General features: G+C 36.1%; 15 protein-coding genes. 4 read left to right on the forward strand and 11 right to left on the reverse strand.

The genetic code is table 11. From position 1 onward, the window contains the following. Window positions 1-22: 22 nt before the first annotated feature. Window positions 23-1,570: a putative DNA binding domain-containing protein gene (locus tag H7A25_21440; GenBank protein MCP5502476.1), complete on the reverse strand. Its 1,548-nt coding sequence runs from the start codon at window positions 1,568-1,570 to the stop codon at window positions 23-25. Between the two features lie 43 nt (window positions 1,571-1,613). Continuing rightward, window positions 1,614-3,881 carry an aconitate hydratase gene (locus H7A25_21445; GenBank protein ID MCP5502477.1) on the reverse strand — a complete coding sequence of 756 codons (2,268 nt, stop codon included), beginning with the start codon at window positions 3,879-3,881 and terminating at the stop codon, window positions 1,614-1,616. Between the two features lie 245 nt (window positions 3,882-4,126). Here H7A25_21445 and H7A25_21450 point away from each other — a divergent pair, with 245 nt between their 5' ends. Both H7A25_21450 and H7A25_21455 read left to right on the forward strand, forming a co-directional pair. Further along, complete coding sequence (locus H7A25_21450; protein MCP5502478.1) at window positions 4,127-4,693, forward strand: hypothetical protein; 567 nt, start codon at window positions 4,127-4,129, stop codon at window positions 4,691-4,693. 136 nt (window positions 4,694-4,829) lie between these two features. Beyond that, entirely contained in the window at window positions 4,830-6,062 is a 1,233-nt protein-coding gene (locus H7A25_21455) for a response regulator (GenBank protein ID MCP5502479.1), read from the forward strand. 2 nt (window positions 6,063-6,064) lie between these two features. On the opposite strand, the gene H7A25_21460 is transcribed toward H7A25_21455, so the two are convergent. The 9 genes from H7A25_21460 to H7A25_21500 are packed head-to-tail and all read right to left on the reverse strand — an operon-like array spanning window position 6,065 to window position 13,369. Next, on the reverse strand, window positions 6,065-7,339 hold the full coding sequence (locus H7A25_21460; GenBank protein ID MCP5502480.1) for a class I SAM-dependent methyltransferase: 1,275 nt from the start codon (window positions 7,337-7,339) through the stop codon (window positions 6,065-6,067). A gap of 4 nt (window positions 7,340-7,343) precedes the next feature. Then, window positions 7,344-8,120: a DUF1365 domain-containing protein gene (locus H7A25_21465; GenBank protein MCP5502481.1), complete on the reverse strand. Its 777-nt coding sequence runs from the start codon at window positions 8,118-8,120 to the stop codon at window positions 7,344-7,346. Beyond that, entirely contained in the window at window positions 8,111-9,382 is a 1,272-nt protein-coding gene (locus tag H7A25_21470; protein MCP5502482.1) for an FAD-dependent oxidoreductase, read from the reverse strand. Before H7A25_21470 ends, H7A25_21465 begins: the two co-directional genes overlap by 10 nt. After that, window positions 9,379-10,173, reverse strand: coding sequence for a MerR family transcriptional regulator (locus H7A25_21475; GenBank protein MCP5502483.1), 795 nt, complete (start codon window positions 10,171-10,173; stop codon window positions 9,379-9,381). The genes H7A25_21470 and H7A25_21475 overlap by 4 nt, the downstream gene beginning before the upstream one ends. A gap of 49 nt (window positions 10,174-10,222) precedes the next feature. Beyond that, window positions 10,223-11,041 carry an orotidine-5'-phosphate decarboxylase gene (gene pyrF / locus H7A25_21480; GenBank protein ID MCP5502484.1) on the reverse strand — a complete coding sequence of 273 codons (819 nt, stop codon included), beginning with the start codon at window positions 11,039-11,041 and terminating at the stop codon, window positions 10,223-10,225. A 41-nt stretch (window positions 11,042-11,082) separates the two neighbouring features. Then, a complete protein-coding gene (gene speE / locus H7A25_21485) occupies window positions 11,083-11,931 on the reverse strand; it encodes a polyamine aminopropyltransferase (GenBank protein ID MCP5502485.1) in 849 nt (282 codons plus the stop codon). 2 nt (window positions 11,932-11,933) lie between these two features. Continuing rightward, window positions 11,934-12,719, reverse strand: coding sequence for an S-adenosylmethionine decarboxylase (locus tag H7A25_21490; GenBank protein ID MCP5502486.1), 786 nt, complete (start codon window positions 12,717-12,719; stop codon window positions 11,934-11,936). 27 nt (window positions 12,720-12,746) lie between these two features. Further along, window positions 12,747-12,980 (reverse strand): hypothetical protein, encoded by a 234-nt coding sequence (locus H7A25_21495; GenBank protein MCP5502487.1) that lies wholly within the window; start codon window positions 12,978-12,980, stop codon window positions 12,747-12,749. Then, complete coding sequence (locus tag H7A25_21500; GenBank protein MCP5502488.1) at window positions 12,977-13,369, reverse strand: S-adenosylmethionine decarboxylase proenzyme; 393 nt, start codon at window positions 13,367-13,369, stop codon at window positions 12,977-12,979. Before H7A25_21500 ends, H7A25_21495 begins: the two co-directional genes overlap by 4 nt. Before the next feature lie 231 nt (window positions 13,370-13,600). Between H7A25_21500 and H7A25_21505 the strand changes: the two genes are divergently transcribed. Both H7A25_21505 and H7A25_21510 read left to right on the forward strand, forming a co-directional pair. Next, complete coding sequence (locus H7A25_21505) at window positions 13,601-14,452, forward strand: Cof-type HAD-IIB family hydrolase (protein ID MCP5502489.1); 852 nt, start codon at window positions 13,601-13,603, stop codon at window positions 14,450-14,452. Window positions 14,453-14,613: 161 nt separating this feature from the next. Next, window positions 14,614-15,855 carry a response regulator gene (locus tag H7A25_21510; protein MCP5502490.1) on the forward strand — a complete coding sequence of 414 codons (1,242 nt, stop codon included), beginning with the start codon at window positions 14,614-14,616 and terminating at the stop codon, window positions 15,853-15,855.

Consider the following 15,855-nt stretch of genomic DNA (forward strand, 5'->3'; position numbering starts at 1 on the left):
TGAATTTTGGGAATAAAAATTCCTAATTACCGGTTTTTGTATCTGACAAACCGGTATTTGGAAGCCGAACCTTAAATCGATGAACTTTCTGTTTACTAATCTGGTTTTTTTTAGCATAAATACTGGCCTGAGCATTGGTTCGAATTTCCTGCAAGAGCTTCATTTTGCGTAATCCACTGACTTCCTTGTCATAAGTATCTCGATCTGCGGTATTCATTGCCAGGTAAATATCATGAGGAGCAATGGCCTTTCCCTCCATCCCCAATAAAATTACCTGTTTCTGGTTATGGCTTAAAGGGTAAGCACTGAAAAGATTAATAAACTGTTCCTGTTTGGGAGTATATACAGATTTATTAAATAGAGTTACCGTAAACCAATTTGTATTCGAATACAGGATGGGCCGTTTCAGTTCACTCTGTTCCATCAAGCGAAAAATACGCTTCATCCCCTCTCCTATTTCTCGCATAAATTTACTGATTTTTAAAACATTTGTAATCCTGGCATTACGGGATTCGTGTCGATTATCAAGTATATACAGATCTTCTACTGTCAGGGTTGAAAGTAAAGCACCCGGGTTACGTATATCCATCCTATCATCATAAATATAAACCTCAATTCCATTAGAATTATTATAATCTCTATGTACAATTGCATTCAGAATCGCTTCTTTACAGGCATCTTCCGGGTAGATGTATTTCTGTTCAAAACGGGCATCTGCGCCAAATTCGGTTTTATAAGCGAGGTAAGGTCGTAAACGCTCCCAGGATTTTATAATGAGTTCAAAAATGTTTCCATGAACAGTTTCATCAGAGACTACATTATATTTTTCTCCTGATTCAAGGCTGCTTCCTTTTACTTTCAGGAACCGGACCTGAGAACGCGGATGCCAGCGATTAATATCTTTCGCAAAAAGCAAGAGTGCAGCTTCCCTGAGTCTGAGTCCATTAATTGCATATTCTGCCAATCCAATCTGCTGAAGATATTTTTCAACAGTCAAACCTTTCAAAAAACCGTCCGCAAGATTTTGAATAAGTGGTAGATCGAGATCCGAGATGCTGGCTCCGTCAACAAACTTCCTGTCGTATTCTCTGGACTTCACCTCCTGCCTTTCAAATTGAAGCCGTCTTACATTGGCCGGAACAGTTCGCTTATCTTTTCGAACTACAACTCTACCGTCAGGAAGTTGATAAATTTCCGAGCTTCCTTTTTCTACCTGAAAAAAAAGAACAAATTTATTATCCAGTTTTACTTTGAGAGCATAAACCATAGGAAGTTTTTGCCCTGACATAACATGAGTTCGAATAGAGTTAAGCATCATCAGGATTTCTTTTTCTGAATGAGGAACCCCTGTTATCGTGGTGTCATCTTCTACACCGATAAGGAGCTCCCCTCCATCTGTATTGGCAAAAGCCACCAGAGCTTCAGAAATTTTTTCACAGATTCGCTTTACAGAACCCGGCTTTTTATTGTCGGGTTTTCCTTCGAGGGCAGACTTAAATTCACGGAAATCACTTTCTCCAACCAGAATAGCATTTCGCACCCTTTCCTGGAGTTGAAGAATTTCATCCATGTTCTTTTCCTAAATGGGGTAGTTTCTACCCCAAAGAAGCTACTTATTTCTGCTGTTGTTTAATCAGGTTTAGAGCAGAACCGGCTTTAAACCATTCAATCTGGTTCTTATTAAAAGTATGGTTTACTTTAATTTCTTCCTTACTTCCATCTTTATGGTTTAAAACAAGAGTCAGGGAAACTCCCGGACTGAATAGTTTCAGACCAAGAACATCAATTACATCTTCTTCTTGAATCTTGTCGTAATCCTCTTTATTTGCAAAAGTCAGAGCCAGAATTCCCTGTTTCTTCAGGTTGGTTTCATGGATTCTCGCAAAAGACCTCACCAGAACCACACGAACTCCCAAGTGCCTTGGCTCCATCGCTGCATGTTCACGGGAAGAACCTTCACCATAGTTTTCATCACCCACTACGATGGAACCAAAACCTGCCTTTTTATACTCTCTGGCTGTTTTAGGAACCGGGCCATATTCAGAACTTAAAAGGTTTTTCACCTTATCAGTTTCTCCACTAAAAGCGTTTACGGCACCAATAAGCAGGTTATTGGAAATATTATCAAGATGTCCTCTATATTTTAACCAGGGACCGGCCATTGAAATATGATCGGTAGTACACTTTCCTTTCGCTTTTATTAGAAGTTTCAAGCCTATCAGATCATTTCCTTCCCAGGGTTTAAACCCTTCTAAGAGCTGTAAGCGCTCTGAATCCGATTTCACGATAACTTCTACACCGGAACCATCTTTCCGGGGAGCCACATAACCGGCATCTTCTACCGCAAACCCTTTGGAAGGGAGTTCATCTCCCGTAGGTGGATCTAACTTTACATCTTTTCCCTCTGTGTTTTTCAGAGTATCTTTCACAGGATTAAAAGAAAGACTTCCGGCAATTGAAAAAGCTGTTACAATTTCAGGAGAGGCTACAAAAGCATAGGTATTTGCATTTCCATCGTTTCTTTTTGCAAAGTTACGGTTGAAAGAAGTTATAATTGAGTTTTTACGTTTGGGGTCATCCATATGTCGACTCCATTGACCGATGCAGGGTCCGCAGGCATTTGCCAGAACCACTGCTCCCATTTCATGGAATGTTTTTAAAAGCCCATCTCTTTCAATTGTATAACGAACCAGTTCGGAACCCGGTGTAATCGTAAACTCAGCTTTAGCTTTAAGTTTTTTATCGACAGCTTGTTTCGCAACAGAAGCAGCACGGGTAATATCCTCATAGGAGGAGTTGGTACAGGAACCGATAAGTCCGACTTCCAGATTGTCCGGATAACCATTTTCTTTAGCCGCTTCAGCAAAACGAGATAAAGGCCAGGCCAGGTCAGGTGTAAAAGGTCCATTAATGTGGGGTTCTAACTCAGAAAGGTTGATTTCAATGACCTGGTCAAAATACTGTTCGGGGTCATCATAAACTTCTTTGTCTCCCCTTAAATGCTCAGCGATTGCATCCGCCAGTCCTGCTACATCAGCTCTGTCTGTAGATTTTAAATAAGCTGACATTTTTTCATCGTAGCCAAAGATAGAAGTAGTAGCACCGATTTCAGCCCCCATATTACAGATGGTTCCTTTTCCTGTGCAAGAGATGGTGTCAGCGCCTTCTCCGAAATATTCAACAATACAACCGGTTCCACCTTTCACAGTTAAAATTCCGGCTACTTTCAAAATTACATCTTTTGCAGAAGCCCAACCATTCATTTTTCCGGTCAGTTTAATACCGATGATTTTAGGAAATTTTAGCTCCCAGGGCATTCCTGCCATTACATCAACTGCGTCTGCTCCACCAACACCCACAGCAATCATGCCAAGTCCACCCGCATTTACTGTATGAGAGTCGGTTCCAATCATCATTCCACCCGGGAAGGCATAGTTTTCTAAGACTACCTGATGAATGATTCCGGCACCTGGTTTCCAGAAACCAATCCCGTATTTATTCGAAACGGAAGCGAGAAAATCATAAACTTCTTTATTTGTATTAACGGCAACTTCCAGATCTGATTTTGAGCCGTCTTTTGCCTGGATTAAATGGTCACAGTGTACAGTACTCGGTACAGCAACTTTTTTTCTTCCGGCCTGCATAAATTGCAGAAGTGCCATCTGCGCTGTGGCATCCTGCATGGCAACTCTATCAGGAGTAAATTCAACGTAAGAAACTCCTCTTTCAAATGCCTTCTCCGGAACCTGGTTTTCCCATAAGTGAGCATAAAGAATCTTTTCAGTGAGCGTTAGAGGGCGATTTAAAAGCTTTCTAACGTTTTTTATTCTTTCAGGAAAATTGGCATAAGATGCCTGTATCATTTCAATATCAAAAGCCATTCTCTCTTCCTATTATCTTTTATATATTTTTATACCGGTAAGCTTTATTCACAATGTAGATTTTACAATCATTTTCTTTTTCGAGACTCATTAATGCGCGTCTTTTAAAACCAGCTCTATCTATTAAATAAAACGCAGGAAATTTTTTATTTGGGGAAATGTTTTTTTCCTGTACTTTCCTCTTTACAGATAAGCGGCGTTCTAAAAATAGTACATATATAAATCATAAAAATGGGTGGAAAAATATGGCCTTTAAAAAATCGCTCAGCACTTTTTCTCTTTTCGCTTTTTTAACCCTGCCGCTTTTTTCTGAAACGGTAATTCTTGTGAATGGTAATGCCCTATCAGGAAGAATAACCGATCAGAACATAAACCATATACTATTACACTCCTATTCTATTTATTATAAGATTCCTAAAAATAAGATTAAACGGATTGTGTATTCCCATTTTGTAGCTCCTAAAGAAGAATTACAGCCGAAAGAAAAATTAAGCCATATTAATAAATCGAAAAAGTATATTAAAACGAGAAAAAAAGTAAGAACTCGTTCTCGGAAAAAAGAACAGGTAAAAACTTCGGAAGCCACGTATGCTCAAAAAGTAAAAGAAGAAAATGAGAGAATGGAAAATCTACAAAAGCTTCTGAAGTTAAAAAAACAATCTCAGGAAATGAGTGGCGAAGATAAAAAGAAAAAGAAAGAAGAAATAGAAGAGGACGAATATTACTATGAAGAACAGGAAATGCTCCTCTCTGATAATACCGCTCCAAATACAAGTGACGTAATTAAAATGTATATAAGAAGAAAAAAATAGATTTTCACGGGGCTCAATGAGTCCCGGTTTAAACAAATATAATTTTGTTCCTATAGCTTAATTTTCCTTTTTGCATCTATATTTATTGGAAAAAACATTGCTATTTTTTGTAAAATAAGAATCCTATCAAAATATAATGCCCCATAAACATTCGATCCTCTGCATCGATACTGACAATGATAATCTTGAGATCTTGAGGGATATTTTATCCTATAGTTTTACTGTCATTCCGGCCTCTAATAGTCGTGATGCAATAAATGCGCTGACTGTAAATCCCCTGGGTATTCACACAATTGTCTTAGACTATAATTTTCTGAGTGAGGAGGATAAGAATCTTTTTTTAAAATTTCAAGAACTGGGTTTTTCTATACCGGTTTTAGTTTTATTACCCCAGAACCATATAGAAAGACGGATGGCAGCATTTCGCAGGGGTGCTTTTGACTATATACTGAAACCCATTGTTAATGAAGAACTTCTCATGAAGGTCAGCAAAGCAATTGAACTTTATGAGTTAAGAAAGTTTAAACGAACTTCTGATGATAAAAAGGAAAAAGAGCTACAGGAACGAATCTATTGGAATACCTGGAGGGAAAACAAGGCAGAGGACAGTCTGAATAAAGAAAAAGAAGCTCTTGTTGAAAATCTCCGCACCAGCTTAAGTCAGGGAAAAGGTTTTGGAAATATCATCTCCTGTCTAAATTTAATTAAAGCAATGGCTATTGTTGAAGGAACAAACTGCCTCATCCCTCTTGAAGCTATGGATTTACTATATGAGAGCGCTGTCGTAGCAGAAGATGTTATTCGTATGTTGGAAAAAATTGAAAATGTAATTCGCTATAACTTGAAAACTGAAACAATACATCCTTCTGAAATTTTAAAGATCTTAGAAATTCTAATATTAGAAATAGAAGAGTATTCACAGAAAAGAGGTATTGAGTTTATTGTAGGAACTTTTCCGGAAACAACGGATAAAAGTATAATGATTGATAAAAAGCATTTTGCAGACGCTGTAAAGGAATTATTGTTTAATGCTCTTCGCTTTTCTTCCCAGAACTCAAATGTTTATATTCTTTTTAGGGTGGAAACCATACATTTTTGTATTTCAATTTTAAATTCTCCCAGAGAAGATCTTCCCGAAAAACAATACTTTTCGGAAGATGAAAAATATATTTTAGAACCTTTTTTTCGAAACACCAAAGTTATTTTTGAGGATATACCGGGGCTTGATTCCGGTCTGGGTCTCACCTATGCTGATAGAGTTATTAAAAAACATGGTGGTTCTCTAAATTTAAGCTGTTCCAGGAACCACCTCGATACCTCCGGATCTGAGTATGTAAATGTGATTGATTTACGTTTTCCCCTTATATAGAATTATCCCAGACTGAGATTATTAGGTCTTGTATAAACAGCCTGAACTACCGTTATATTTCGCATTTGAAAAGCAACTTCGCAATAGGAAAGATAATAATTCCACATCCTTATAAACTTCTCATCAAATCCGAGAGTTCGAACATCTTCTAACTTTCTATTAAAATTTTCTTTCCACAAACGCAATGTGTGAGCATAGCTTAAACCCATATCCAGTAAATTGTGCATGAATAGGTCTCCTGTTTTATTTATAGCCTTATTCAACCTTGCCAGGGAAGGAATCAGTGAACCCGGGAATATATATTTTTGTATAAAATCAACTCCTTTCTTTATCTCTTCATATCTGGAGTCCGGTGATGTAATCACCTGGATTCCCAAAAGACCATCTTTCTTTAAAAGCTCATGACATTTCTTAAAATAGGTTTCGTAGTATTTATCTCCAACTGCTTCTAACATTTCAATTGATACTATCCTATCATAACTTCCTTTTAATAGTCTATAATCCGATAATTCTACCGTAAGCTTTCCTTTAAGTCCTTCCTGCTCTATTATATTTTTAACATATTTATATTGCTCATCCGAAATAGTTACTGTATGAACTTTGCAAGCATATTCTTTTACTAAAAATTGACTAAATCCTCCCCAGCCGCTTCCTATCTCTAAAATATGCATATTCGGTTTTAATTGTAAACTTTCTGCGAGGGAAGAATACTTTGCTATCTGAGCTTCCTCCAAATCCTCTTTATAAGTTTTAAATATTGCCGAGGAGTAAGTCATAGTCTTATCCAAAAACAAAGAATAAAAATCATTTCCCAGATCGTAATGTGCTACAATATTTTTCTTGCTCCCTTTTATGGAATTTTCACGAAAGCGATGCAATAAAAGATTTATTCCTTTTAGTAAATTTATTCCAATATTTTTCATTTTACTTCCTGAGAGAGATGGGTTGTTATCTATATTCAAGAGAAACCAGGATAAAACCTTACTTAAATCATCAGTATCCCAGAGTTCTTCCATATAACTTTCTGCAAAACCTATGTCTCCGTATAATACACAACGTCTATAAAAATCAAAGGAATGAATTTTTATAAAACCTGAATTATAATAATTTGTAGATTCAAGCTTTCCACCTCCGAGTGTTATAATAGTTCCATCAGGCTCTATTAAACACAGAGTTCCGGCTTTCATTTCATCTAAGCTTGAAATGACCAGACTTCTATAAAAATTTTTTGTTATGACCTGTTCCTGAATGCTATTATCTTCCAGAGTAATGTTCATTTTATTATATGTCTTTTCCAAGATGTACTCCTTTTTGTAATTCTATATTTTCATCTTTTTTATGATAAGGTATTTTTTTAAGTAAAAGAATGAATGCCTGCCAATGAATTAAAAAAATGACTTTTAAGGTAAAAAAAGGCATTATAAAAAAATATTTCAAAAGTGCTGAATCAGATAATAGTATTTCTTTCCCCTTATAGTTAGATAACAACATCATTCTTCCTTCGGACAAAGTATTTACTGTTAAGTTTAACTTCTCTTTAGGAAAATTCAACTTAAACTCAAAGTCCATATCTAAATCAAGGAAAGGAGATACATAAAAATACTTGGGAGTTTTTAAATAAAAAGATTTACCATCTTCTTGTAAAGGTATAAAATACGGTTTGCGTTCTCCGAAGGTATTATTTACTTCCGCTACAGCACAGAGTAATTTATCTTGATTCAAACAAAAATAAAAAGAAACAGGATTAAAAACATAACCTAAAATTCTAAGGTTGGTTAAGAGATAGACTTTTGTTATTTTTTCATTAACACCATTTTCTTTCGCTAATTGAATGATTGAATCTTTTAGATTTTTATTACCTAAAAGAATATGGTCTTGTTCTGCAAAACTAAATAAGTTAAACTTCCCTTTACTAAAAAGTTTCATTTTTTTAGAAATAGATTCTATCTCATCTAAATCCAAGAAAAATGTAAATGCTTTATATGTAAAACTATTCTTTTTAGGAAATAATCTGTGATGAGATAAAACACAATCATAGATCTTTGAATTTAAGTCCATGCACCTCTCCCCAGTAAAGTTTTAGAGAGTTGAATTGCAGATTGAAGAGCATCTTCGTGAAATCCATAACGAAAATAACTTCCACAAAAATAAATTTGGTCTTCCTGATTCAAGTTAGGTAATGTTGCCTGTGCGTTTAGTGCTTTCCCATTAAAGAGTGGATGATAATACTCTATTTGGCGAATTATTTTAGAATCAGGAATATTTCCCGGATCGTTTATGGAAACAAAATAATTTTTCTTTTTAGAAACACCCTGAAGGCTATTCATCCAGTAAACAATACTTGAGTCCCATTTTCCTGCTTTTCCTTTTTCTCCTACTCGATAATTCCAGGAAGACCAGGTTAATCTTGTTTTTGGCATTAATGATTCATCTGTATGAAGAGTAGCTATATTTTTTTCGTAAGCAAAGTTTGAAAGAATTTCTCTTTGAAGAAGACTTGGATTTTTTAATAATTTTAAAGCTGTATTAGCATGACAGGCAAGAATTACTTTATCAAATGTTTCTTGTTTTCCATCTGCAAATAGAAGGGTTACATTGTGCTCTGTTTTGACAACTTCCTGAACTGCTTTATTACAAAATATTTTTTCTTTAAAGGGATGAATGAGTTTCTTAACGTATTCCCTTGAACCACCCGTAACCGTTTTCCACTGGTGCTGGGTATTTAAACCTAAAAAACCGTGATTGTAAAAAAAGCGGATAAGTGTAAATGCAGGAAATTCATAAATTAGTTCTTTCGGGGTTGACCAAACAGCCGAACTCATAGGTATTAAGTAATATTCTAATAAATCAGGATGATAGTCCTCTCTTTGAATATATTCCTTAATACTAATATTATAAGAAGATTCTTCTTGTAGAAATGAAGGAGCTTTTTTATTGAATTGATTAATATTAAATAGTAATCTCCAAAAGCGTGGATTTAAGAGATTTTTCCTCTGTGCAAATAATCCATTTAAGCCGGATCCACAGAATTCTATATTAGATTGAAGATGTTGAACACTGAAAGACATACTCGAATTCTTGGTTTCTACGCCTAAATCTCTAAAAAGGGCAGTAAGACCCGGATAGGTAACTTCATTATAGACTATAAATCCTGTATCCACAGGTATATTTATTCCGTCTTCTTCGATATCAACTGTATTGCTGTGTCCTCCTATATAATCCTCTTTTTCAAAACAACTTATATCATATTCCTTTTGCAGGAAATGAGCAGAGGCGAGTCCGGCTATTCCGGTTCCGACGATTGCTAATCTTTCTTTCATCTGAATTTATTTTTCCTTTTTTTGTAACCATATCCACCAAATAAAACCGTTTTAACGGAACTTGAGGATATTATTGTAGTCTCTAATTTTTGCATACTTTCCATTGTCTGAGGAAGGGTCAGAGAAAAACTAATAGTATTATAATTACCTTTATTTAGTTCTTCTAATATGAATTCAAGAGGTGTTGAGCCAATGAAGTGAACAGCTTCTCCATTTAAAAGAAGAATGTAATAATGTAATAAAGCTCCAAGCTCATGCCTATCACCAGGGAACACTGTGATGAGATATTGCGGTCTTATTTTATCTTGAAAATGAAGCATAGCTTTTTTATATATGTAGGAAAAAACCCATTTTGCAAAAGCATGCTCTTCTGCCACACTGATAATCCCATCCTCCCAACCCTTTCCTAACAAAACAAGTAGAGGTTGAATACATTCTTTTGCTAATGCTTCTTGCCCATGCTTGTTTCCAAAGAGTTCGAAATACTTCTGAAAGTAAGCAAATTTCGATTGGCTAAACCATCTGTAAAACTTCCAATTTTTTAAACTTTCCTGTACGTTATTTTTCTTGAGTAATTTTTTTCTTCCGAGATAAGCAAGTTCTGAAATTTTTTGACCCTGCTTAATTCCTTCCTGTATATTTTGTAAAATCAAAAAATCTTCAATTGAATAGTACCAATAACCATTTTCAGCCTGACGGGGAGAAAGGATTTTATACCTTTCATTCCATTTTCGAATCGTGTGTCCGTTTATGCCTGTAAGTCGGCTTAAGTCTTTGATTAAATATTCCATTTATTGTCCAATGTTAGACTAAAAGATTGGACAAATCAAGACAAAAAAATTAAGATTTGAATAATTTTTTAAAATCCTCCTGAATTTCAGAAGCTTTTATAGCTGCTTTTTCAGCAAAATCAGAATCGGAAGAAGCGTAAATAATTCCTCTTGAAGAATTTATCAGGGAGTTCAAACCGGAAGCTCTATAAATATCTTCTAAAGATCCACCCTGGGCTCCGTAACCCGGTATGAGGAAATACAAATCCGGGTGTTTCTGTCGTAAATTACTCAATTCTTGTGGATGGGTTCCACCAACCACTAAACCGCAGGAGTCGGGAAATTCCTGGTTTAATCGAGAAACAAAATTTGCAGTTTCTTCATACAGATAGGCATTAGAATCAACAATTTTTAATTTTTGCAAATCATTTGATCCCGTATTTGATGTTAAACAGAGAATAAAAGCAAATTTGCCTTTATAACTGAGGTAAGGACTGAGGCTATCTTTTCCCATATAGGGAGATAGAGTCAGAGCGTCCACCTGTAGGTCTGCCAGATAATATGCGGCATATTCTTTGGCTGTATTAAATAAATCACCACGTTTGACATCAGCAACAATTGGAATTTCAGGATGGGTTTCTCGAATATAAAGAACAAGTCTTTCAAATTCTGCGATGCCCTTACTTCCAAACCTTTCAAAAAAGGCTATATTAGGTTTATAGCTGATAGCGAAATCGGAAGTTGAATCTACAATTTCTCTACAAAAAAGGAAGAAGGCTTCTTTCTCATATTTTAAAATTTCCGGAAGTTTTTCTCGATCCGGATCTAAACCTATGCAGAGCAGACTTTTTTTCTTACTAATTTGCTTTCTTAACTTTTCTACAAACATGTATAAAACCAACAGGCGGTAAAAACCGCCCTGTTAGATATTTACTTCCTCTTTTTAGGAATATATTCACTTGCGAATTTGGGCAAAACCATACAGGCTTTATGAATATCCTTTGAGTAATATTTTAATCCCTCCGGAATTCGTGTTGGATCCGGTTCTACTGAATAAGGGTCAATTTTATTGGATAGTAGGGTAAAACCAATCAGTCCGGAAGGATAAGTTGGTATAGCCGTCCAATAATACCCGTATTCTTCAAATACTTCCGGAATGAACTTATACAAGCCTTTTATTATATCTCCATGATATTGATAACTTTCGGCCTGAGTAGCTACAACACCGGTTTCACGAAGCGCATTTCGGAGTCCCTCATAAAAGGGTCTTTTAAATAGAATCTCTGCAGGACCTATGGGATCAGAAGAATCAACAAGAATTACATCATAGTAGCCTTTATGATTCTCAACAAAGGCTGCACCATCTTCATAAAAATGCTTTACTCGAGAATCCTTCATTGCATTGGAGATTTCCGGAAAGTATTTATAGGCAATATCTACAACACCTTTATCGATTTCGCAAAGATGAACTTCTTTAACTGTTTTGTGCTTCAGAACTTCACGAACTGTACCACCGTCCCCTCCTCCGATAACCAGAACTCTCTCCGGTGAAGGGTGCGTCATCATTGGAACGTGAGCAATCATTTCGTGGTAGGAAAATTCATCTTTTTCTGTTACCATGATCACATCATCGAGAGTGAACATTCTACCGAATGCCGGTGTTTCAAAAACATCAATTCTCTGAAAAGGAGTTTGGATTGTCTCAAGAGTTCTATCAACCCTCAAGCGCATTACCCTTCCCTCTTTTACATCAAGTTTTTCTTCAAACCATAATTCCATGATTAGAACCTATTTGTTACTGTCATTCTATAGTTACTGCCTTCAAAGAACTTCTTAGTAAACTCAGCCGCGACTACCGGGTCATAAGCTTTACAGGAGAAGATATCAATATAGGAAGTATTGGATTCATTAGCGAAATGAGCCGAGATACAGGAGGTTTCAATTAATTGAAACATGGAGAAACCGGCGACTCTTTCATCTTCACCAAAATGCACGACATGGCACTCTCCAAAACGCTTCATATCAATCAGGTCACAGAGTTCATAAACATAGCGCTTGATAGCTTCAGCATCACGAATAGTTGCAGGCTTACAATTGACAAGGTCAATGCTACTCAGAAGCCCCCAGGCTCCATCAGCAAAGCTATTTTCTCCTCTTTTGAAGAATTCACTCGCGCGTGTTGGAGATAAAAAATTCCTTATAGCCGGATTATAAGTAATTTCTTCCCCGGCATTTATTTCCCTGGCTGCAACAAGAGTTATTTGACCTTTTGTTTCGCAATTAGGATTCTCGGCAACTTTAATGTAGTGAATTGACTCCGGTCCATCATCATGAATAGGAGTAACCAGAAAGAAGTCGGATTCGATCTGGTGTGCACTGGAATATTGCAAAGTATTCAGCTTCTCGCTGGAAACTACCTTTCCTCCCCAGATAGCAACCGTTTCACCTTTTCTTATGGGAGCGGTGCTGGTAAGGGTGTAGCGGCCTTCTGAAACCTCAGTTAGGGCGATATGACTATTCAAGAAAGAATAACGAGAAATTGTTTTAATCCCTGTATTTGTTATCATAATATTTCTCCTTAAAACAAAAATTTTTTATGGGATCTGTGAAGGAAAAGAAGTAGAACCTTCTTTCGTGAGGTAATTACTGAAGAAATAACCAAGTTCTGATCGACAGGATACTCTGGTTTTAAGGGTATTCGGCTTTGAGCCCTGTTGGAATAGACTTTTATTGTCAGCCGAAAACAGGAATTGGGATTTGAACTGTAAAGGGGCTGAGGAGAGGCCTTCAGGCTCTTCTTCTCTATCTTCTAACAGTTCTTTTTTCATCCTACACTTACCGGTGGTTTGTGGTGAAGCTCAACACCAAGATTAAGAACTCCGCGCTTCATTTCCACAACTGATACATTATTTGCCTTGAAATGAACTTTCATATGGTTTAAAGCTATATCATTGTCGATTAAATCTCCACAGGTGAAGACATCAACCGCACAATAACCATATTCCGGCCATGTATGGATACTAAAATGGGACTCGGAAACAACCACCATGCCACTTACACCATGGGGACTGAATTTATGAAAAGCAGGCATTACAACCGTAGCTCCGGAAAGTTCCACAGCTTCCAGCATAATGTGCTCAATAACTTCCTGATTGTTAATGATGTCCGAATCACAATCATAGAATTCTGCTATTACATGCTTCCCTAATGCATTCATTCTTTCTCGTCTATCGCCTCCCTTTTAAAGTTTTTATAACGAAATGAATTACGACTTTGAAATAGGCAATCTTTTTTTGTCAATATAAAATTTTCAAATTTCAAACCCTGAATAAAAAAATCTATGAATAGATTATACACAAATTTATGCGCATAATATTACATTTTCTACACTTTTTAATTAAATCAAAAAAAGCTTTCCCTGTCACTTCTTCCTTTTCATTCCTACTTTATGATACAGGGCATACATACTATAGTTTGCGATCTGGACGGAACTCTTCTAAACTCGGATGCAAGCATCAGTAGTTTTACAAGAAATACCCTTCAAGAAGCCCTGACACAGGGCCTATACCTGATTATAGCCAGCGGTCGTCGTTACCGTGCCTGCCTTCCCTATATAGAATTATTCCAGGGAAGCATAGGCGTCGTTTGTAATAACGGGCAGGTATTAAGAGAGTATCCCGGACATGAAATTATCCAAGAAAATTTTCTTGATCCTGTTGAACTTAAATCTATTGTACAAATGGCCAGCCGAATGAAGTTCTCTCCTATCTTGCATGTAAGCTTTCCCGAAAGAAATCAAGTAGAAATTTTGTATGATGCAAGTCATTCGAACCCGGCTTACGAACGTTATTTACGTTCAAAACTTCTTTTTTCGGAACTTGAATCGGATCCTGTCCGAGCGGGTACAGATAGAATTCTGGTCTGTTGCTTTTTTTCGGACTCCAAAACTGAAATACAATATCTAAAAAATAGAATAGATAGAGAGATGCAGGGAGATAAAACCCGAACGGTTTTAAGTGAAATTCCGGATATTGGATTTTGTCTGGAAATCCTGAAAGCCAATATTTCGAAATGGAGCGGAATTGAATATTTCGCCAGGATTAAAAATAAAGCCGAGAATGGCATTATCTGTTTCGGAGACGAGGGAAATGATATTGAAATGTTGAAAAGCGTGAAACACGGAATAGCCATGAAAAATGCTTCAGCAGAAGCAAAAAAAGCCGCAAAGATTCAGAATCCTTATTCAAATGATGAAGACGGTGTTGCCCGTTTTTTACTCGAAAAGGGTATAGTTAAATAATTTTTTAAATATTGCTTGTTTAATAGCTTAAAGAAGAAAGAATAGAAACCGAAAGATGATTGTTTCTTGCCGTTTACCGTCATCTAATTTTTAATTTATGCAGAAAAAGGCTTGTCCAGAAGTAATTATTAGTTAGAATACCTTCTAAACCAAAAACCTATATGAAAGAAAAATATAAGATTCTGATTGCTGAAGATGAAGCATTAGCCAGAGAACTCATCAACCATGTTCTAAAAGAGAATAACTACCAGCCAGTCATAGTTGAAAATGGAAAAATGGCTCTTGAATATTTAAAACGTGAGTCCTTTCCGGTGGTTATTACTGACCTGGACATGCCGATTATGGGAGGTCGGGAGCTTATCTTAGAAATACAGGCGAATTTTCCCGACACGATTGTAATCGTAGAAACTCTTCATTTTGAAAGTGATATTATTATTGATATCATGAAGATGGGAGTCTTCGATTATTTAATCAAACCCATAAAAGCGGAAGATCTCCTTTTAAAAGTTTCCAGAGGACTTGATGCCGCCATTTTAAAAAAGAATCACCGGGTTTATGAAAAAGAAAAGCTTTTGCGAATGGAAAGCCAATTGGAATGGTTAAAATGGCAGAGTAAAAATCTTTCCAATACCCATTTGAGCAAAAACTCATTTTATGATGCAGTGTTTGAAAATCTTAAAACAAACCTATCACAGGGTGCAGGTTTTGGTGCCATTATCTCTATTAGCGAATTAATCTGTAATTCTCCAAAAAATGAGGACAACCAGTATTTGATAGACGCGGGCATCGTAGATTTCTTAAGAGAAAATACCATGCACGCCCAAAAGATCATTCAAACTTTTGGTGAACTCGATGACCTGGTAGGACAAAAAAAATTCAATCTTAGTATGACAGTTCAGGAAGTCTATAACCTGCTAAAAGAAGAAGTAGAAGCATCAAAAAAATTTGCAGAAGTAAAGCATCATAATATTATGCTGAGCGATTTACAAAGAAAATTCTCTCAGAGCACTATCTACACTTCAGATGATGTTTCCTATTTGCGAAAAGTATTTAATGAACTAATTATCAATGCTTTAAAATTCTCCAGGGCTCATTCTAATATCATCATTCTTTTTAAAACAGAAGAGGATAAGATTACTATTTCTTTCTTAAATGTACCTACACCGGAAAATCAAATTTCAGAAGAACATCAAAACCTGATCTTCGAACCTTTTTACCGATTGAACAACCATGTTTACGAAGATTATAAAACCTCGGATTATGGTCTGGGCCTTACCATTGTAGATAAAATTGTCCAGAAACACAATGGAAAAATTAATGCGTATAAGATAGTCGATCATACAGAAAGGATTCCTACCAATAAAGTAGAAATTACTGTAGAAATCCCCTTTGCTCGAAATTAA

The sequence above is a fragment of the Leptospiraceae bacterium genome (assembly GCA_024233835.1).
In the GTDB taxonomy this organism is placed as follows: Bacteria; Spirochaetota; Leptospiria; order Leptospirales; family Leptospiraceae; genus JACKPC01.